Raw genomic sequence first — 20,167 nt, forward strand, 5'->3', positions numbered from 1 at the left:
CCATAAAAAAAGCCCGCATCGCGCGGGCTTCTTTTCCGGATCAAGCTAAGCGGTCAACCCGCCACCAGCACCCGAATCGCTTCCAACCGCAACGCCGCCTTCTCGAACATCGCCAGCCCCTGTTCACGCTGCTTGCGCAGTGCATCCAGTTCGCTGGTGCGCACGGTGGGGTTGACGGCCTGCAGGGCGGTCAGGCGGGCCAGTTCTTCTTCGGTTTCGGCGGCCAGGCGGCGCTTGGCTTCGGCCACGCGTTCCAGGTGGCGCGGCAGGACCTTGGTCTCGCCGGCGTTGATGCGCGGGGTGAGGACGTCGCGCTGGGCCTGGATGAATTTGTTGGCGCTGGCCTTGGGCACGCTTTCCAGCTGGTCGTTGAGGGTGGCGAACGAGACGCGCGACGACAGGTCGTTGCCGTTGGCGTCCAGCAGGCAGCGCAGCGCCTGGGGCGGCAGGTAGCGGCCCAGTTGCAGGGCGCGCGGGGCCACCACTTCGCTGACGTACAGCAGTTCCAGCAGCACGGTGCCGGGCTTGAGCGCCTTGTTCTTGATCAACGCCACGGCGGTGTTGCCCATGGAGCCGGACAGCACCAGGTCCATGCCGCCCTGCACCATGGGGTGTTCCCAGGTGATGAACTGCATGTCTTCACGCGACAGCGCCTGGTGGCGGTCGTAGGTAATGGTCACGCCTTCGTCGTCGCCCAGCGGGAAGCTGGCATCGAGCATTTTCTCGCTCGGCTTGAGGATCAGGGCGTTGTCGGAATGGTCTTCGCTGTCGATGCCGAAGGCGTCGAACAGGGTTTCCATGTAGATCGGCAAGGCGAACTGGTCGTCCTGTTCCTCGATGGCGGCGACCAGCGCCTTGCCTTCGCCGCCACCGCCGGAGTTCAGTTCCAGCAGGCGGTCACGGCCGGTGTGCAGCTCGCTTTCCAGGCGCTCGCGCTCGCCGCGGGCCTCGGCCACCAGGGTGTCCCAGTTGTCTTCGTCGCCGCCTTCGAGCAGCGGCAGCAGGCGCGGGCCGAACTGGTGCTGCAGGGCGTTGCCGGTAGGGCAGGTGTTGAGGAAGGCGTTCAGCGCCTCGTGGTACCACTGGAACAGGCGCTCTTGCGGGCTGTCCTGCAGGTACGGCACGTGCAGTTCGATGACGTGCTTCTGGCCGATACGGTCCAGGCGGCCGATACGTTGCTCCAGCAGGTCCGGGTGGGCCGGCAGGTCGAACATCACCAGGTGGTGGGCGAACTGGAAGTTGCGGCCTTCACTGCCGATTTCCGAACAGATCAACACCTGGGCGCCAAACTCTTCGTCGGCGAAGTAGGCGGCGGCGCGGTCACGCTCGAGGATGTTCATGCCCTCGTGGAACACCGTGGCCGGGATGCCGGAGCGCACGCGCAGGGCGTCTTCCAGGTCCATGGCGGTCTCGGCGTGGGCACAGATCACCAGCACCTTGGTGCGCTTGAGCATTTTCAGCTGGTCGATCAGCCATTCGACGCGTGGGTCGAAGCGCCACCAGCGGTTTTCCTCGTCAGTCTCGGCCTGGGCCTGGAAGGCCACTTCCGGGTACAGCTCGGCGTGCTCGCCCAGCGGCAGCTCCATGTACTCGTCCGGGTTGGCCAGCGGGTACGGGTGCAGCTTGCGCTCGGGGAAGCCCTGCACGGCGGCGCGGGTGTTGCGGAACAGCACGCGGCCGGTGCCGTGGCGGTCCAGCAGTTCGCGGATCAGGCGCGCGCTGGCCTCGGCATCGCCGTCGTTGACGGCGGTCAGCAGGGCCTCGCCCTCGGCACCGAGGAAGTTATGGATGGTTTCGTGGGCCTTGGGCGACAGGCGCCCCTTGTCCAGCAGTTCCTGCACGGCTTCGGCCACCGGGCGATAGTGCTCGCTCTCGGCGCGGAAGGCGGCCAGGTCATGGAAACGGTTCGGGTCCAGCAGGCGCAGGCGCGCGAAGTGGCTGTCCTGGCCCAACTGTTCCGGGGTGGCGGTGAGCAGCAGCACGCCGGGGATGACCTCGGCCAGTTGCTCCACCAGCGCGTACTGCGGGCTGGCCTTGGTCTCGTGCCACACCAGGTGGTGGGCTTCGTCGACGACCATCAGGTCCCATTCGGCGGCGAACAGCGCGTCCTGGGCTTTTTCGTCCTCGGTCAGCCACTCCAGCGAGACCAGCGCCAGTTGCGCGTCCTCGAAGGGGTTGGTGGCGTCGCTTTCGATGAAGCGCTCGCGGTCGAACAGCGCGACTTCCAGGTTGAAGCGGCGGCGCATTTCCACCAGCCACTGGTGCTGCAGGTTCTCCGGCACCAGGATCAGCACGCGGGCGGCACGGCCCGACAGCAGTTGGCGGTGGATGATCAGGCCGGCCTCGATGGTCTTGCCCAGGCCCACTTCGTCGGCCAGCAGCACGCGCGGGGCGATGCGGTCGGCCACTTCGCGGGCGATGTGCAGCTGGTGAGCGATGGGTTGTGCGCGCACGCCGCCCAGGCCCCACAGCGAGGAGGTCAGCTGCTTGCTGGTGTGCTCCAGGGTGTTGTAGCGCAGCGAGAACCAGGCCAGCGGGTCGATCTGGCCGGCGAACAGGCGGTCGCTGGCCAGGCGGAACTGGATGAAGTTCGACAGCTGGGTTTCGGGCAGGGTGCAGGGTTGGTTCTGCGCGTCCAGGCCGTGGTACACCAGCAGGCCGTCGACGTCCTCGACTTCCTGGACGGTCAGCTTCCAGCCTTCGAAATGGGTGATCTGGTCACCTGGAGAGAACCGCACCCGGGTCAGCGGCGCGTTGCGCAGGGCGTATTGGCGAGTGTCGCCAGTGGCCGGGTAGAGCACGGTCAACAAGCGACCGTCCTGTGCCAGAACGGTGCCAAGACCTAGCTCTGCTTCGCTGTCGCTAATCCAGCGTTGCCCCGGTTGATACTGCTGCGCCATGCTGCCTGACTCCCGCCATGAAAAAGCCGACTATGGTACCGGATGATGGGGCTCAGGGCCAAAGAGTCTCGTCGGGAAGCTGCTCACGCCGATTGCACTAAACTGTTTGTGACGGAGTCGATACTTCAAGGAGAAACCTTTCAAGCCGAACCACCTGCCGCCGTTACCCCGGCAACAGGAGAACTCGAACATGTTGCCACCCATCCTTCCACTCAGCGTAGTCCCGGTGACGTCGCAGTTGGACCCGGTCAGACCAGCGCCCACGGTGATCGCGCCGGTGGCGCCCACGCAGCCGACGTCGGACGAGAGCGAGATCGACCTGCGCCAGCGTGACCAGGAAACCGCCGCCCTGCTGCTGCGCGAGGAAGCCGAGCGCCAGCGCCGCCGCCAGCGCCAGCGCGAAGAGGCCGAGAACGACCCCGAGGCGCATTTGCCGGTGCCGGGCCACGAACTCAACGCCGACAACACCGTGCCGGTGGCACCGTTGATCGACGACGAACCGCGCCAGGGCCTGTGGGTGGACATCGAGGTTTGATCCGGCGGGCGTCTGCCGCCATTATGAAGGCCTATTTCGCCCCACCTGACGTAGTGACCATGAGCCAGGACGACAAGCTGATCGACTTCTCCGCGGAGCGCGCCAAGCGCGTCCACGACCTCAACGACAAGCGCCTGAACGACATGCGCCAGCAGTTCGAGCAGGCCATGCCCCTGGGCGCGGCGAAGAAAAAGCCGAAGAAAAAGCCCAAGAAGCGTTGAAACCTTGACCTGGGTCAGTTTCCCCTGGCCAGGGCTTCGCTAATCTTTGCTCCATCGAACGCAAACGCGGTTTGCGCTTCAACAGAGCACGCAAGGCATTTAGGGCGACTTCGGTCGCCCATTTTTTTTGCCCTTCAAGAAGTGCTTCGAAATCCCCCCACAAACTGTCCGTGGCACGTTGCAAGCGATGTAGCAGCTGCCAAAGGCTGCGTCACGGCGCACGCGCAAAACCACGGCATGCACACCCGAGCCCTCACGCGGGCTCGCCACAGGCATACCGAGATTTCCTCGAGGTTCCGCTTGGCGCTCGCGTCACGGCTAACAGGCGCCAGCCGAGTCTGGTTTGCCGCTCTTGAGACCGGGCACCGCCCGCGCGGCGCGACGCAGCCTGGCGGCAGCTGCTACGGCACGACCGGCGTCGAATACGCTTCCCAAGGTTTCACGAAAGGCTTTGATACCGCCAACGAGATGAGATAGCGCTCTTCTTTCGGGCGCTTGCGGTCGGTAAATCTGCCGATATCCATGACCACTTGGTATCGATCTTCTGCCTGCCAATACGTAGTGATGCCTGTGCGTCTTTGTCGAAGGCGCTCTCGCCAGGCAGGCGTGTCCGTGATGGCTGGAAAATCGCTCGGCCGGGTGAGTATCCACCCGGTTCGACGCCACTGATCCTGTAAATCCAAAGCAATTTTGAGGGTTTCGTCGAGTAGGAGTGGCTCTGTTTGAGGAGAGATTCGCACACTGCTGATCAGCCCCTCGTCGTACATGACAACAAAGAAGCGGGCCAATGGCGTCACAAACCCATAGTGGGCATCCATGAAGTTCAAGCGGGCGTCGGACTTGGGAATGCTGAACCAGCTATGGCCCGTAAACGCGGGTGCAATGGATGCGCTGGAACGTCGGCGCATATCCTCAAAAGGCTCGCCAATGACCAACGCTATTTCCGGGTCATCCGAAAGTACTTCTACCGTGATCAGAAAAGGCACTGCCAAAGCAATCAATGCATGCCGCCAGCCCAACCGGGTTATGCGGGTCATGGCTCCATTCCTGCCGAAGCGATATTGCGCAGGGATTGTTCTATGAGAGTGCGGCTGCTGCTATTGAGCAGGTGATCGAACCTCGTAGCAGCGTTAAGCACGAACGGCATACGCTGGTTGATATCCGACAGGTCGGCAAACGGGTTGTTGCCGAAACCTATGGTGCGCTCATCATCGATTCGTCGGCACTGGTTGGCTAGCGTTAGCTCAATCGCTTGCGCGGCGCCGGACGGGAATCCAATCACGAACGAGAGATGGTTGCCTCTTAACAGGCGCACAAACTGTGAATTGCCATACATGACGGGTTGCAGGATATTGACCTGTTCATGCTTGGCGAGAGATTCGACGCTGTTCGCAATTTTCCCTGACTCAATTGCACGAAACGTTTCCAGAACCTCAGTACGAACTCGGCCAAACGCCAACGTCTCCCGCTGAACAAGCCACAGCACCGGATGCTTCTTGTACAGTTCAGCACGTACCGGCAAACACGACTCCAACGCCCCCAACCCCCGCTCCCGATAAAAAAGATGCAGCGGATAAACATCCAGGAACAGCGTGGTATTCCCCATCGCCAGCATGTTGTACACATGCTGCAACTGCTGCTGCACCAGCGATAACGGCTCGCCCGTGCGCCGCAGGTCAATGTTTGGCACCGGGTTGTTGTCACGGGCGGCTTGATGTTCGTGCCGGCTCTGCTTGAACGCGTCGACTTTCTCCTGCCGCTCCCGCTCGTTGCGGCTGCTGAACAGCCCGAAGAAGCCGCGCCGGGCGCTTTGCCCCAGGTGCAGGCGGGTGTCATGTTCGGCCTGGACCTTTTCGATGGACTCCGACGCGTGCAGCAGGCCGCAGCCCACCTGCTTGGAGGCGAATGCCGCCAGCCCGGCCCACTGGAAGCGTGGGTCTTCCAGCCATAGGCGTGCGTAGGCGGCGTTGATGGCGCGGTTGCGGGCCTTGGCGTCCGCTATCAAGGTGCCGCCCGGTGCGACGATGGCTTCGGCCTGAAGTTGATACTCGCGCCACAGGTCTTCGCAGGCCGAGCCTTGCGCGAAAGCGATGTTCGGGGTGCCGACGCTGACAGCACGCGCCGGGCTTGTGGGGCGTGAGGGAGCGGCAGCGGTGGGTTGTGAGGCCGCTCTGGCCGTGGGTGGGATGGCACTATCGGCAATGGTCTGGGAACGCAGGGTCTGGTTGGCGATCAGCCGCGGCGGGGGGCTGCACAGGCATCGGCACACGTCGCCATCTAGGGCCACCTCGCGCCCTTCAATGGTTTCCGAAAGATGCAGGCCGTCGCAGACAATCCGCCCGGTGCTGGCGCAGGCTGGGCATTGCACCTCGTCGCCTTCGCGGGCCATTGGCTGGTCATTGATGGTGCTGCGGCTGGAGCCCGAAGTCACGGTGCCGCCAGCGGTAGTACGGGCACCAACGGTGATGTGGTAGCGCTGCATGGCTGACGCGTCCTTGTTTGTGTGCAGGGACGGTCACGCTAGGGCAGCAGTCGGGAGGGAAAAATCAGATGTTTCGCGATGAGGCGTAGGAAAGGTCTTGAAGTAAGGTTGTAGCCGCTGCCAGCAGGCAGCGGCTACCTCGTCATCAGCCGATGGTAATGGCCGGCGGGCTTACCAGGTTCACGGTCTGCTCCTTGCGCGGCGCCAGGATCTCGGCTTCGCCGTCCACCACCATCTCGTCACGCTGGTTGTACACCTGGGTGGCGATGCGCACGCGGAATTTCGGCAGCTTTTCCAGGATTTCCAGGCGCACGGTCAGGGTGTCGCCAATTTTCACCGGCTTCTGGAAGCTCATTTTCTGGCCCAGGTAGATGGTGCCCGGCCCAGGCAGCTCGCAGGCCACGGCGGCGCTGATCAGCGCACCGCTGAACATGCCGTGGGCGATACGCTCCTTGAACATGGTGGCGGCGGCGAACTCGGCGTCCAGGTGCACCGGGTTGTGGTCGCCGGACATGGCGGCGAACAGCTGGATGTCACGCTCTTCGACGGTCTTGCTGAAGGTGGCTTTCTGGCCCACTTCGAGGGCTTCGTACGGGGTGTTGGTGACCTGGGTCATGGGTGACTGTTCCTTTTCGTCAGTAGTGCGGTTATTCGCTGCGTGCCGGGCGCTGGATGGTCAGGGCCCGCTGCAGCCAGGCGAGCAGGTCGGCGGTGACCTGCTCGCGGTTGAGTTCGTTGAGCACTTCATGGCGGGCGTCAGGGTAGAGCACAAGCTCCACCTGGCGGTTGCCGGTGCGCCCCAGTGCACGGGCCAGATCAGTGAGACGCTTGCCCTGGCTGACCGGATCACATGAACCGCCGATGATCAGCAGCGGCAGGCCGCGATCGATCTGCGCAAGACTGCCCGGCTGGCTGATTTGCGCCAGGCCTGCCAGCAGGTCGAGCCATAATTGATTGGTGCAGCGGAAGCCGCACAGCGGGTCGGCGATGTAGCGGTCCACCTCGGCCGGGTCGCGGCTCAGCCAGTCGAACGCGGTGCGGCTGGGCTTGAACGCATTGTTGAACGAACCGAACGACAGCCATTCGATCAGCGCGCTGCGCCCGCGCGGGCCCTGGCGCAGGCGTTCCAGGCGGGCCACCAGGCGCGCGGCACGGTAGAACAGCGCCGGCTGGTAGTTGGAGCCGCTGAGAATGGCGCCCTGCACGCTGGCGCTGTGGTGCAGCAGGTAGCCCTGCACCAGGTAGCTGCCCATGCTGTGGCCCAGCAGGAACAGCGGCGCGCCCGGGTGGGCCTGGCGAGCGTGGCGGGCCAGCAGGGCCAGGTCGTCGAGCACGCGGTTCCAGCCGTTGGCGTCGGCGTAGTGGCCCAGCACGCCGCCTTCGGCGGTGTGGCCGTGGCCGCGCAGGTCCGGGGCGTACAGCGCCAGCCCGGCCGCTACCAGCGCCTGGCCCAGGCGCTGGTAGCGGCCGCCATGGTCGGCCATGCCGTGCACCAGCAGCACCACGGCCCTGGGCGGCGCCTCGGGCCGCCAGGCATGGACGTACAAACGGCAATCATCACTGGCTTCAAGCCAGAACGCCTCGGCGGGCATGGCGGTTCCTTGCGCGGTGCGGTGGGGACGAGCTCATTGTATAGCCCATGGCGCGAATCCAGCGCGGCGCAGCATTTAGATTCACGATGTTAATGACGGCACCTGGCGTGTTTGCCAGTGCTTGCTTAACTGCTAACGTCGGCAAAGCACCGGCCGCTGCGTACGGAATGGGCGGCCTGAATCGGCTCAGGCAAGAGGACAATAATAATGCAAGCTGAATTCTGGAACGATAAACGCCCCGCCGGGGTGCCCACCACGCTGGACCTGGGGGCCTACAAGTCGGTGGTCGAGGTGTTCGAGCGTTCCTGCCGCAAATTCGCCGACCGCCCGGCCTTCAGCAACCTGGGCGTGACCCTCACCTACGCGGAGCTTGAGCGCCATAGCGCAGAATTCGCCGCCTACCTGCAGCACGAGACGGACCTGGTGCCCGGCGACCGCATCGCCGTGCAGCTGCCCAACGTGCTGCAATACCCCATCGTGGTGTTCGGCGCCTTGCGCGCGGGCCTGATCGTGGTCAACACCAACCCGCTGTACACCGCCCGGGAAATGCGCCACCAGTTCAAGGACTCCGGCGCCCGCGCGCTGGTGTACCTGAACATGTTCGGCAAGCTGGTGCAGGAAGTGCTGCCCGACACCGGCATCAGCTACCTGATCGAGGCGCGCATGGGCGACCTGATGCCCGCCGCCAAGGGCTGGCTGGTGAACACCCTGGTGGACAAGGTGAAGAAGAAGGTGCCGGCGTTCGACCTGCCCCAGGCCATCTCGCTCAAGCGCGCCCTCGGCCTGGGCCGCGGGCACACGCCGACGCCGGTGCCGCTGACCCTCGACAACATCGCCGTGCTGCAATACACCGGTGGCACCACCGGCCTGTCCAAGGGCGCGATGCTCACCCACGGCAACCTGGTGGCCAACATGCAGCAGGTGCTGTGCTGTTTCGAGCAGACCGACGAGCACGGCGTGAAGATCCTGCGCGAAGGCCAGGAGGTCATGATCGCGCCGCTGCCGCTGTACCATATCTATGCGTTCACGGCGAACTGCATGGGCATGATGGTCACCGGCAACCACAACGTGCTGATCAGCAACCCGCGCGACATCCCCGCGTTCATCAAGGAGCTCAAGCAGTGGCAGTTCACCGCGCTGCTGGGCCTCAACACGCTGTTCGTGGCGCTGATGGAACACCCCGGTTTCAAGGACCTGGACTTCTCCCACCTCAAGGTCACCAACTCCGGCGGCACGGCGCTGGTGAAGGCCACCGCCGACCGCTGGGAAAAGCTCACCGGCTGCCGCATCGTCGAGGGCTACGGCCTGACCGAGACCTCGCCGGTGGTCAGCACCAACCCCTATGGCGCTGCCGCGCGCCTGGGCACCGTGGGCCTGCCGGTGGTGGGCACGCAGTTGAAGATCATCGATGACCAGGGCAACGAGCTGCCCGGCGGCGAGCGTGGCGAGCTGTGCGTGAAGGGCCCGCAGGTGATGAAGGGCTACTGGCAGCGCCCCGACGCCACCGCCGAGGCGCTGGACGCCGAGGGCTGGCTGCGCACCGGTGACATCGGTGTGATCGACCCCGACGGCTTCGTGCGTATCGTCGACCGCAAGAAGGACATGATCATCGTCTCCGGCTTCAACGTGTACCCCAACGAAATCGAAGACGTGGTGATGGCCCACCCCAAGGTGGCCAACTGCGCGTGCATCGGCATACCGGACGAGCGCTCGGGGGAGGCGGTGAAGCTGTTTGTGGTGCCGCGCGAGAGCGGCGTGAGCCTCGAGGAGCTGAAGGCCTACTGCAAGGCCAACTTCACCGGCTACAAGGTGCCCAAGCACATCGTGCTGCGCGAGTCGCTGCCGATGACGGCGGTGGGCAAGATTCTGCGGCGGGAGTTGCGGGATATTGCGTGAGGCATGACGCGGCCTGCGGCCGCTGCTACAGGGTTTTGTAGCAGCGGCCGCAGGCCGCGTCCCAGCACAATAGTATTTTTACTCTAAAAATGACTACTGGAATTCATAGAGTCATTTCCGTGACCGGTCGGGCCAATTCGGCCTCTATGCGACCTTTTCCAAAGCTGCTACTCTCGGCGCGCTTTCGATCGATCGGTGCTTCACGTACCGTGATCACCTATCAATAATAATCGCATACGAAGCGGTGATGAATTCGCTGTGCTGGAGGAGTGGGCTTCCATGATCGAAAATTTCTGGAAGGATAAGTACCCAGCAGGTATTGCTGCGGACATCAATCCTGATGAGTACCCGAACATTCAGGCTGTATTGAAGCAGTCCTGCCAGCGCTTCGCCGACAAGCCGGCGTTCAGCAACCTGGGCAGGACGCTCACCTACGGTCAATTGTACGAACTGTCTGGCGCCTTCGCGGCGTACCTGCAACAGCATACCGACTTGCAGCCCGGTGATCGAATCGCCGTGCAGCTGCCCAACGTGCTGCAATACCCGGTGGTGGTGTTCGGTGCGATTCGCGCCGGCCTGATCGTGGTCAACACCAACCCGCTGTACACCGCACGGGAAATGGAACACCAGTTCAACGACTCCGGCGCCAAGGCCCTGGTGTGCCTGGCCAACATGGCCCACCTGGCGCAGAACGTGGTGCCCAAGACGTCGGTCAAGCACGTGATCGTCACCCAGGTCGGCGACCTGCTGCCGCCGGTCAAGCGCCTGCTGGTCAACAGTGTGATCAAGTACGTGAAGAAGATGGTGCCGGCCTATCACCTGCCCACCGCCGTCAAATTCAACGACGTGCTCGCCAAGGGCCACGGCCAGCCCGTGCGCGAAGCCAACCCCAACGCCGAAGACGTGGCCGTGCTGCAGTACACCGGTGGCACCACCGGCGTGGCCAAGGGCGCGATGCTCACCCACCGCAACCTGATCGCCAACATGATGCAGTGCAAGGCGCTGATGGCCTCCAACCTCAACGAAGGGTGCGAGATCCTCATCACGCCGTTGCCGCTGTACCACATCTACGCCTTCACCTTCCATTGCATGGCGATGATGCTGATCGGCAACCACAACATCCTGATCAGCAACCCGCGCGACCTGCCGGCCATGGTCAAGGAACTGTCGAAGTGGAAGTTCAGCGGCTTCGTCGGCCTGAACACCCTGTTCGTGGCGCTGTGCAACAACGCCGACTTCCGCAACCTCGACTTCTCGGCCTTGAAGGTCACCCTGTCGGGCGGCATGGCCCTGCAACTGGCCGCTGCCGATCGCTGGAAAAGCGTGACCGGCTGCGCCATCTGCGAAGGCTACGGCATGACCGAGACTAGCCCGGTGGCGTCGGTGAACCCGATCCAGAACATCCAGGTGGGCACTATCGGCATTCCGGTGCCGTCCACCCGCTGCAAGGTCACCGATGACAGCGGCCGCGAACTGGCCCTGGGCGAAGTGGGCGAGCTGTGCGTCAAGGGCCCGCAGGTGATGAAGGGCTACTGGCAGCGCCAGGACGCCACCGACGAGATCCTCGACGCCGACGGCTGGCTGAAGACTGGCGACATCGCGGTGATCCAGGACGACGGCTACATGCGCATCGTCGACCGCAAGAAGGACATGATTCTGGTGTCCGGCTTCAACGTCTACCCCAACGAGCTGGAAGACGTGCTGGTGACCCTGCCGGGCGTGCTGCAGTGCGCGGCCATCGGCGTGCCGGACGAGAAATCCGGCGAGGCCATCAAGATGTTCATTGTCGCCAAGCCGGGCGTGACGCTGACCAAGGACCAGGTGATGGAGCACATGCGCGCCAACGTCACCGGCTACAAGGTGCCGCGCTCGGTGGAGTTCCGCGACGGCCTGCCGACCACCAACGTCGGCAAGATCCTGCGCCGTGAACTGCGTGACGAGGAACTGAAGAAGCTGGGCCTGAAGAAGATAGCCTAACCCTGTAGCCGCTGCCGCAGGCTGCGCTGGCCCTTACGTACGCTGGAGATTTCCGGCGAGGCATAGGGCCAGCGCAGCCTGGCGGCAGCGGCTACAGGCGTTTTTCAGCGCAGTTTTTCCAGCATGCCGTAGTACCACATCCCCACCGCCAGCAACGGGTTGCCCAGCACATCGCCCATGGGCACCTTGATGTGCTGGCAGCCGGCAAAGGTGTCGAACTGCCCCAGGGTGCCGGTCATGGCGTTGGCCATGATCTCGCCCATGATGTGGCTGGTGGCGATGCCATGCCCCGAATAGCCCTGGCAGTACCAGACGTTGTCCGACAGCTTGCCCAGTTGCGGGATGCGGTTGACCACGATGCCCATGGCGCAACTCCACTCGAATTCGATGTCCACGCCCTGCAGGCGCGGGAAGGTGCGCTCGATGCATGGGCGCAGCTCGGCGGCGATGTCGCGCGAGTCCTTGCCGGAATAGTTGGCGCCGCCACCGAACAGCAGGCGGCCGTCGGCGGTCATGCGGTAGTAGTCCAGCACGAAGCGGCAGTCGTACACCGCCAGGTCCTGGGGGTTGAGCTGGCGCGCCAGTTCACCCAGCGGCCGGGTGGTGACGATGCCGCCCATGGCCGGGAAGATCTTGCCCTTGAGCTTGCCCGGTTCCAGCTTGTGGTAGACGTCGCCGGCCAGCAGCACTTGCCTGGCTTCTATGCGGCCGTTGGCGGTGACCACGGCGGGGCGCGGGCCATGGACAATGTCCAGCACCTCACTGTGCTCGAACAGCAGCGCCCCCAGCGACTGCGCCGCGCGGGCCTCGCCCAGGCACAGGTTGAGCGGGTGCAGGTGCATGTTGCGGGTGTTCTTCAGGGCGCCCAGGTACAGCGGGCTGTCCAGGTGCTGGCGCACGCCGGCCTGGTCCAGCAGCGTCACCTGGTCGCCCATGCCCCGGGCCTGGGCTTCCTCCAGCGAGGCGAGCAGTTCGGTCAGGTGCGACGGCTTCATGGCCGCGTGCAGGTGGCCGTGCTTGAGGTCGCATTGAATACCGTATTTCGCCACCCGCTGCTCGATGATCTGGTGCCCGCGCCAGCGCAGGTGCCAGATGAAATCATCCACCTCGGCGCCCAGCTTGCCGCGCATCTGCTTGCGCATGGCCTCGTCGCCGGAAAGGCTGCCGGTGACCTGGCCACCGTTGCGCCCGCTGGCGCCCCAGCCGATCTTGTGGGTGTCGAGCAGGGCGACCTTCAGGCCTTTTTCCGCCAGCTCCACGGCGGTGGCCACGCCGGTGAAGCCGCCGCCGATGATGGCGACGTCGACGCTGTGGGTGCCCTGCAGCACCGGGAAGTCGGTTTCCTGGTTGAGGGTGGCGGTGTAGTAGGAGTTGATGCGTTGAGTCATGGGTAAGCGCTCTTTATGTGGGAGCTGGCTTGCCAGCGAGCTTTTGGTCCGCAAAAGCTCGCTGGCAAGCCAGCTCCCACATTTGATTTTTGATGAGGGGTCACGCGTTGGTCAGGTACCAGCGCCAATCCTGTTCGCCTACCTCGGCCATGAACTGCCGGTACTCGGCGCGCTTGACCGCCAGGTACACCTTGAGGAACGCATCGCCCAAGGCCTCGCGGGCCCATTCGGAACGTTCCAGGGCAGTCAGCGAGGTCAGCCAGTCAGTGGGCAGGAAGTGCGTAGCCTGGGCATAGCCGTTGCCCTGCACCGGCGCGCCAGGGTCGCGCTGCTGGCGAATGCCGTCGTGAATGGCCGCCAGGATGGCCGCCGCGGCCAGGTACGGGTTGGCGTCGGCGCCGCAGATGCGGTGCTCGATGTGCCGGGTGTTGGCCGGCCCGCCCGGCACGCGCAGGCTGACGGTGCGGTTGTCGACGCCCCAGGTGGGCGCCAGGGGCGCGTAGCTGTTGGCCTGGAAGCGCCGGTAGGAATTGGCGTTGGGGCAGAACAGCAGCAGGCTGTCGAGCAGGTGGGCAAGCATGCCGCCCACCGACTGGCGCAGCAGCGGCGTGCCGGCCTTGTCTTCGCTGGCGTAGAGGTTGTGGCCGTCGGCGTCGGCCAGGCTGACGTGCATGTGCATGCCGGTGCCGGCCAGGTCATCGAAGGGCTTGGCCATGAAACAGGCCTGCATGCCGTGCTGGTGCGCCACGCCCTTGACGATGCGTTTGTAGCGCACCGCCTGGTCCATGGCCAACAGCGCGTCGCCGTGCTCCAGGGTGATCTCCACCTGGCCGGGGGCGTATTCGGAAATCGCCGTGCGTGCCGGGATGCCCTGCTGCTTGCAGGCGGCGTACAGGTCGGCGAGGAACGGCTCGATCTGCTCCAGCTCGCGCAGGCCGTACACCTGGGTGCTGCGCGGGCGGGCGCCGTCGGCGTCCAGCGCCGGTTGCGGGCGGCCGTTGGCGTCGCGCTTGGCATCGAGCAGGTAGAACTCCAGTTCGCAGGCCATCACCGGGTGCAAGCCGTCGGCCTTCAGGGCATCGATCACCTTGACCAGCACATGGCGCGGGTCGGCCACGGTGGCGGGAAGGCCCTCGGTGGGGTGCATGCTGACCTGCACCGCCGCGGTCGGAATCTTGCGCCACGGCAGCGGCACCAGGCTGCCTTCCAGCGGGTAGGCGCGGCAGTCGATGTCGCCCACGTCCCACACCAGGCCGGAGTTTTCCACGTCGTCGCCGTTCAGGGTCAGGCCCAGGATGGTGCTGGGCAGCGGCCGGCCGCTCTGGTACACGGCCAGCAGTTCATCGCGGTGCAGCAGCTTGCCGCGCGGCACGCCGTTGGCGTCGAGGATGAACAGTTCGAACATTTCAATAAGCGGGTATTGGTCCAGGAACGCCTGGGCCTGTTGCAGGGGGGCAAAATGCATGGGTGGGCTCTCGCTTGCGCACACGTGAACGGCCCGTCGCGGTGACGGGAGTACAAGGTTGGTCAGGCAGCGAGGGCGGCGTCCGGCGGGCGTGCGTGGCGGCAGTGCCACAGGGCCCAGAAGGCCAGGATCACGTTGAACAGCGGGTTCTCCCCGGGGCGCAGGCAGACGCTACGGCGCGGGGTGCGCGGTTCGGTGCTGGCGGGGGGAAGCGGGGTGGCGTTCATGGTGCCTGGATGGTTGCATGGTGGTCCCGGGCGGTTAAATCGGGATTGTCGTACCTTCAGTTAGGGTTCTGTTAAACATACCGGCCCCTGCACATGGCCAATATGATAACCCCCCGCAAATCTGCGACAATCCCGCCCATTCTTTTTGCCGCGTAGCCATTTGCGTACCTGATGACCGACCACAATCCCGTTATCGACACACTGTTCAAGAACCTCGACCAGGCCATGATCGGCGATCGCCATCGCCTGCGTCGGCAATTGCACGAGCTGCGCAAGAAGCCCGACGAGGTCAAGCTGGGGCAGTGGGTCGAGCGGGCGCAGGCGTCCATGGCCCAGGTCACCGCGCGCCGGCAGAGCGTGCCGACCATTCGCTACGACGACAGCCTGCCGATTGCCGCCAAGCGCGACGAGATCAAGAAGATCCTCGCCGAGCACCAGGTGCTGATCATCGCCGGCGAGACCGGCTCGGGCAAAACCACCCAGCTGCCCAAGATCTGCCTGGAGCTGGGCCGCGGCCAGCACGGCCTGATCGCCCATACCCAGCCCCGGCGGATCGCCGCCCGTAGCGTGGCCACCCGCGTGGCCGAGGAACTGGCCACGCCGCTGGGCGCGCTGGTGGGCTACCAGGTGCGCTTCGAGGACCAGAGCGACGCCAATACCCTGGTCAAGCTGATGACCGACGGCATCCTGCTGGCCGAGACCCAGCACGACCGCTTCCTGGAACGCTACGACACCATCATCGTCGACGAAGCCCACGAACGCAGCCTGAACATCGACTTCCTGCTGGGCTACCTGAAGACCCTGCTGCCGCGCCGCCCGGACCTGAAGGTGATCATCACCTCGGCGACCATCGACCTGGAGCGTTTCTCCAAGCATTTCGACGACGCGCCGATCATCGAAGTGTCGGGCCGCACCTACCCGGTGGACACCTGGTACCGGCCGCTGACCAGCGAGCAGGACGAGGAGGGCAACAGCGTCGAGGACGACCTCACCGTCGACCAGGCGATCATCGCCACCCTGGATGAGATCGCCGCGTTCGAGCGCAGCGAAGGCAAGCGCCCGGGCGACGTGCTGGTGTTCCTGCCCGGCGAGCGCGAGATTCGCGACGCCGCGGAAATGCTGCGCAAGGCCCAGCTCAAGCACACCGAGATTTTGCCGCTGTACGCGCGCCTGTCGCCGGCCGAGCAGCAGAAAATCTTCCAGAGCCACCCGGGCCGCCGCGTGGTGCTGGCGACCAACGTCGCCGAGACCTCGCTGACCGTGCCGGGCATTCGCTACGTGATCGACAGCGGCACCGCGCGCATCAGCCGCTACAGCTACCGCGCCAAGGTGCAGCGCCTGCCCATCGAGGCGGTGTCCCAGGCCAGCGCCAACCAGCGCAAGGGCCGCTGCGGGCGGGTGGAGCCGGGCATCTGCATTCGCTTGTACAGCGAAGAGGATTTCATCGCCCGCCCCGAATTCACCGACCCCGAGATCCTGCGCACCAACCTTGCCGCGGTGATTTTGCAGATGCTGCACCTGCGCCTGGGCGAGATCGACCAGTTCCCGTTCATCGAGCCGCCGGATGGCAAGGCCATCACCGACGGCTTCAACCTGCTGCAGGAGCTGTCGGCGGTCAACCGCGAGAACCAGCTCACGCCGATTGGCCGCCAGCTGGCGCGCCTGCCGGTGGACCCGCGCATGGGCCGCATGCTGCTGGAAGCCGCCAAGCAGGGCAGCCTGCAGGAAGTGCTGATCATCGCCAGTGCGCTCTCGGTGCAGGACGTGCGCGAGCGCCCGCCCGAGCGCCAGCAGGCCGCCGACCAGGCGCACGCGCAGTGGAAGGACGCCGATTCCGACTTCGCCGCCCTGGTCAACCTGTGGCGCGGCTTCGAAGAGCAGCGCCAGGCCCTGACCGCCAGCCCGCTGCGCAACTGGTGCCGCAAGAACTTCCTCAACTACCTGCGCCTGCGCGAGTGGCGCGATGCGCACCGGCAGTTGAGCCTGATCTGCCGCGACCTGCAGTTGACCATCAACAAGGAACCGGCCGACTACCCGAAATTCCACAAGGCGATTCTCTCCGGCCTGCTCAGCCAGATCGGCCAGAAGACCGAGGAAGGCGACTACCTGGGCGCCCGCCAGCGGCGTTTCTGGATTCACCCCTCGTCGGGCATCGGCAAGAAGCGCCCGCAGTGGCTGATGACTGCCGAGCTGATGGAAACCACCAAGCTGTACGCGCGCATGGTGGCCAAGATCGACGCCGACTGGATCGAGCCGCTGGCCGGCCACCTGATCAAGAAGAACCACTTCGAGCCCCATTGGGAGAAGAAGCGCGGCCAGGTGGTGGCGTACGAGCAGATCACCCTGTTCGGCCTCATCGTGGTCGGCCGCCGCCCCGTGCACTACGGGCCGGTGGACCCGGTGGTGTCGCGCGAGCTGTTTATCCGCGAAGGCCTGGTGCGTGGCGAGATCCAGTCGCGGGCCAAGTGCCTGGTGGCCAACCGCGAGCTGCTCGAGCAGCTGGACGCCCTGGAAGCCAAGGCGCGGCGCCGCGATATCCTCGCCGACGAGGAAACCCTGTACGCTTTCTATGACGCGCGGGTGCCGGCCGAGATCCACCAGACGGCGACCTTCGACCACTGGTACAAGACCGAGAGCCAGAAGAACCCGAAGCTGCTGATCATGCGCGAGGAAGACGTTCTGGCCCGCGAGGCCAGCGAAGTCACTGCCGGGCAGTACCCGGACACCCTGCGCCTGGGCGACCTGACCCTGGCCCTGAGCTACCACTTCGAGCCCAACCACCCCCGCGACGGTGTCACCGTGAGCGTGCCGGCGCCGTTGCTGCCGGCGCTGCCCAACGAGCGCCTGGAGTGGCTGGTGCCCGGCCTGCTGGAAGCCAAGTGCATCGCTCTGGTGCGCAACTTGCCCAAGGCCATCCGCAAGAACTTCGTGCCGGTGCCGGACTTTGTCCGCGCGGCGCTGGCGCGCATCACCTTCGGCGACGGCTCGCTGCCCCAGGCCCTGGGCCGCGAGCTGCTGCGCATGACCGGCGCGCGGGTCAGCGACGAGGCCTGGGCCGAGGCCGAGCAGCAGGTGGACAGCCACCTGCGCATGAACATCGAAGTGCTGGACGGCCAGGGCAAGTTCCTTGGCGAAGGCCGCGACCTGGCCGAGTTGACCGCGCGCTTCGTGCAGGCCAGCCAGGCCGCCCTGGCGGCGCCGCAGTCGGCCAAGAGCCAGCAGCCCGTGGAGGCCAAGGCCTTCGCGGCCGTGGCCGAGACCACCCAGCAGAAGATCGCCGGGCTGTCGATGACCGTGTACCCGGCGCTGGTGGAAGAGAATGGCACCGTCAAGGAAGGCCGCTTCTCCACCGCCGCCGAAGCCGAATTCCAGCACCGCCGCGCGCTGCAGCGCCTGCTGTTGCAGCAATTGGCCGAGCCGGCCAAGTTCCTGCGTGGCAAGCTGCCGGGCCAGACCGAGCTGGGCCTGCTCTATCGCGAGCTGGGGCGCATCGAGGCGCTGGTGGAAGACATCCTGCTGGCCAGTCTCGAAACCTGCATCCTTGAAGGCGAAGCCAGCCTGCCGCGCGACGGCGCTGGCCTGGCGGCGCTGGCGGAGCGCAAGCGCGGTGCCTGGGCCGAGCACGCCGAACGCCTGGCGCGCCAGACCCTGGACATCCTCAAGCTGTGGCATGGCCTGCAGAAGCGCTTCAAGGGCAAGATCGACCTGGCCCAGGCCGTGGCGCTCAACGACATCAAGGCGCAAATGAGCCAGCTGGTGTACCCCGGCTTCGTCCGGCAGACGCCGTCGGCCTGGCTCAAGGAGCTGCCGCGCTACCTCAAGGCCGTGGAAATGCGCCTGGAGAAGCTGGGCAGCCAGGTGCAGAAGGACCGCGTGTGGAGCATCGAGCTGGGCAACGTCTGGGCCCAGTACCAGGCGCGCCAGGCCAAGCACGCCCAGGAAGGCAAGCGCGACCCGGAGCTGGAGCTGTACCGCTGGCTGATCGAGGAATACCGCGTGTCGCTGTTCGCCCAGCAGCTTGGCACCAAAGTGCCGATCTCCGACAAGCGCCTGAGCAAACAGTGGAGCCAGGTAGAGGCCTGAAGCCAGGAGTGCCCTTTATCGTGAAAAGGGCACTTTTTCGGCAAATCTGGCACAATTGCCCATCGATTCGCCCGCGAAGGCAGGGTTGCCTGACCCCCTTCGCGCCCGTGGCAATACTTTTTGTAAATTGGTACTACAGTGCCATATTGACTGCGACTCACTCTGCCGCTGCCCCGCACCGGCTACCAATAATAGAGGAACGAGCGTGCATAACGTCGTCATCAGCGGCACCGGCCTGTACACACCGGCCGACAGCATCTCCAACGAAGAGCTGGTGCAGTCCTTCAACACCTGGGCGCACCAGTTCAACGCCGACAACGCCGCCGCCATCGAGCGTGGCGAGCTGGCCGCGCAGACCGAGTCCAGCGCCGCCTTCATCGAGAAGGCCTCGGGCATCAAGAGTCGCTTCGTCATGGACAAGGCCGGCATCCTCGACCCGCAGCGCATGAAGCCACGCCTGCCGGAGCGTTCCAACGACGAGCAGTCGATCCTCTGCCAGATGGCCGTGGCCGCGGCCGAACAGGCGCTGCAACGCGCCGGCAAGACCGCCGCCGACATCGACGCGGTGATCGTCGCCTGCTCCAACCTGCAGCGCGCCTACCCGGCCGTGGCCATCGAAGTGCAGCAGGCGCTGGGCGTGCAGGGCTTCGGTTTCGACATGAACGTGGCCTGCTCCTCGGCGACCTTCGGCATCCAGACGGCCTACAACAGCGTGGCCCTGGGCCAGGCCCGCGCGGTGCTGGTGGTCAGCCCGGAGATCTGCACCGGCCACCTGAACTTCCGTGACCGCGACAGCCACTTCATCTTTGGCGACGCCGCCACCGCGGTGGTGGTCGAGCGTGCCGACCTGGCCACCTCGCCGCACCAGTTCGAGGTGGTCAGCACCAAGCTGCTGACCCAGTTCTCCAACAACATCCGCAACAACTTCGGCTTCCTCAACCGCGCGGCGGAGGAGGGCATCGGTGCCCCGGACAAGCTGTTCGTGCAGGAAGGCCGCAAGGTGTTCCGCGAGGTGTGCCCGATGGTGGCCGAGCTGATCGGCCAGCACCTGGGCGAGAACCGCATCGACGTCAACGACGTCAAGCGCTTCTGGCTGCACCAGGCCAACCTGAGCATGAACCACCTGATCGTCAAGAAGCTGCTGGGCCGCGAGGCCACTGAAGAAGAGGCGCCAGTGATCCTCGACACCTACGCCAACACCAGCTCGGCGGGCTCGGTGATCGCCTTCCACAAGCACCAGGACGACCTGGGCAAGGGCTCGCTGGCGGTACTCAGCTCGTTTGGCGCTGGCTATTCCATCGGCAGCGTGATCCTGCGCAAGCTGTAACCCCTGCCGCTCGACCAAAACGCCACCGCAACGGTGGCGTTTTCATTTCTGTGGGAGCTGGCTTGCCAGCGAGT

At 65.1% G+C, this 20,167-nt stretch carries 14 protein-coding genes; 6 read left to right on the forward strand and 8 right to left on the reverse strand.

From position 1 onward, the window contains the following. Nucleotides 1–53 precede the first annotated feature (53 nt). Nucleotides 54–2,900, reverse strand: a complete 2,847-nt coding sequence (rapA, locus tag ACWKWX_RS14530) for an RNA polymerase-associated protein RapA (protein ID WP_416422902.1) — start codon at nucleotides 2,898–2,900, stop codon at nucleotides 54–56. A gap of 190 nt (nucleotides 2,901–3,090) precedes the next feature. Here rapA and ACWKWX_RS14535 point away from each other — a divergent pair, with 190 nt between their 5' ends. After that, a complete protein-coding gene (locus ACWKWX_RS14535) occupies nucleotides 3,091–3,435 on the forward strand; it encodes an aspartate-semialdehyde dehydrogenase (protein WP_416422903.1) in 345 nt (114 codons plus the stop codon). A 59-nt stretch (nucleotides 3,436–3,494) separates the two neighbouring features. Continuing rightward, complete coding sequence (locus ACWKWX_RS14540) at nucleotides 3,495–3,656, forward strand: hypothetical protein (protein WP_416422904.1); 162 nt, start codon at nucleotides 3,495–3,497, stop codon at nucleotides 3,654–3,656. Between the two features lie 401 nt (nucleotides 3,657–4,057). Here the strand turns inward: ACWKWX_RS14540 and ACWKWX_RS14545 are convergent, their stop codons facing one another. The 4 genes from ACWKWX_RS14545 to ACWKWX_RS14560 form a co-directional block, all read right to left on the reverse strand. Then, the gene (locus ACWKWX_RS14545) at nucleotides 4,058–4,693 is read right to left on the reverse strand and encodes a hypothetical protein (protein ID WP_483828153.1); all 636 of its coding nucleotides are present in this window, start codon (nucleotides 4,691–4,693) and stop codon (nucleotides 4,058–4,060) included. Then, a complete protein-coding gene (locus ACWKWX_RS14550; protein ID WP_483828154.1) occupies nucleotides 4,690–6,138 on the reverse strand; it encodes a PAAR domain-containing protein in 1,449 nt (482 codons plus the stop codon). The genes ACWKWX_RS14545 and ACWKWX_RS14550 overlap by 4 nt, the downstream gene beginning before the upstream one ends. 145 nt (nucleotides 6,139–6,283) lie before the next feature. Further along, nucleotides 6,284–6,754 carry a MaoC family dehydratase gene (locus tag ACWKWX_RS14555; RefSeq protein WP_416422909.1) on the reverse strand — a complete coding sequence of 157 codons (471 nt, stop codon included), beginning with the start codon at nucleotides 6,752–6,754 and terminating at the stop codon, nucleotides 6,284–6,286. Nucleotides 6,755–6,785: 31 nt separating this feature from the next. After that, nucleotides 6,786–7,730: a lysophospholipase gene (locus ACWKWX_RS14560; protein ID WP_483828155.1), complete on the reverse strand. Its 945-nt coding sequence runs from the start codon at nucleotides 7,728–7,730 to the stop codon at nucleotides 6,786–6,788. A 207-nt stretch (nucleotides 7,731–7,937) separates the two neighbouring features. Here ACWKWX_RS14560 and fadD2 point away from each other — a divergent pair, with 207 nt between their 5' ends. Further along, a complete protein-coding gene (gene fadD2, locus ACWKWX_RS14565; RefSeq protein WP_416422911.1) occupies nucleotides 7,938–9,626 on the forward strand; it encodes a long-chain-fatty-acid--CoA ligase FadD2 in 1,689 nt (562 codons plus the stop codon). Nucleotides 9,627–9,905: 279 nt separating this feature from the next. Beyond that, the gene (gene fadD1, locus ACWKWX_RS14570; RefSeq protein WP_476298911.1) at nucleotides 9,906–11,603 is read left to right on the forward strand and encodes a long-chain-fatty-acid--CoA ligase FadD1; all 1,698 of its coding nucleotides are present in this window, start codon (nucleotides 9,906–9,908) and stop codon (nucleotides 11,601–11,603) included. 104 nt (nucleotides 11,604–11,707) lie between these two features. Here fadD1 and ACWKWX_RS14575 read toward each other — a convergent pair whose 3' ends face one another. From ACWKWX_RS14575 to ACWKWX_RS14585, 3 genes are all read right to left on the reverse strand, one after another. Beyond that, the gene (locus tag ACWKWX_RS14575; protein ID WP_483828156.1) at nucleotides 11,708–12,991 is read right to left on the reverse strand and encodes an NAD(P)/FAD-dependent oxidoreductase; all 1,284 of its coding nucleotides are present in this window, start codon (nucleotides 12,989–12,991) and stop codon (nucleotides 11,708–11,710) included. 100 nt (nucleotides 12,992–13,091) lie between these two features. Then, a complete protein-coding gene (locus ACWKWX_RS14580) occupies nucleotides 13,092–14,456 on the reverse strand; it encodes a glutamine synthetase family protein (RefSeq protein ID WP_483828157.1) in 1,365 nt (454 codons plus the stop codon). A gap of 62 nt (nucleotides 14,457–14,518) precedes the next feature. Then, nucleotides 14,519–14,683 (reverse strand): hypothetical protein, encoded by a 165-nt coding sequence (locus ACWKWX_RS14585; RefSeq protein WP_416422915.1) that lies wholly within the window; start codon nucleotides 14,681–14,683, stop codon nucleotides 14,519–14,521. 171 nt (nucleotides 14,684–14,854) lie between these two features. On the opposite strand from ACWKWX_RS14585, the gene hrpA reads away from it, so the two are divergent. Then, nucleotides 14,855–18,766 (forward strand): ATP-dependent RNA helicase HrpA, encoded by a 3,912-nt coding sequence (gene hrpA, locus ACWKWX_RS14590; protein ID WP_483828158.1) that lies wholly within the window; start codon nucleotides 14,855–14,857, stop codon nucleotides 18,764–18,766. Nucleotides 18,767–18,971: 205 nt separating this feature from the next. Then, the gene (locus ACWKWX_RS14595) at nucleotides 18,972–20,093 is read left to right on the forward strand and encodes a beta-ketoacyl-ACP synthase III (protein ID WP_416422917.1); all 1,122 of its coding nucleotides are present in this window, start codon (nucleotides 18,972–18,974) and stop codon (nucleotides 20,091–20,093) included. Nucleotides 20,094–20,167 lie beyond the last annotated feature (74 nt).

It is taken from the genome of Pseudomonas imperatae (assembly GCF_057128625.1).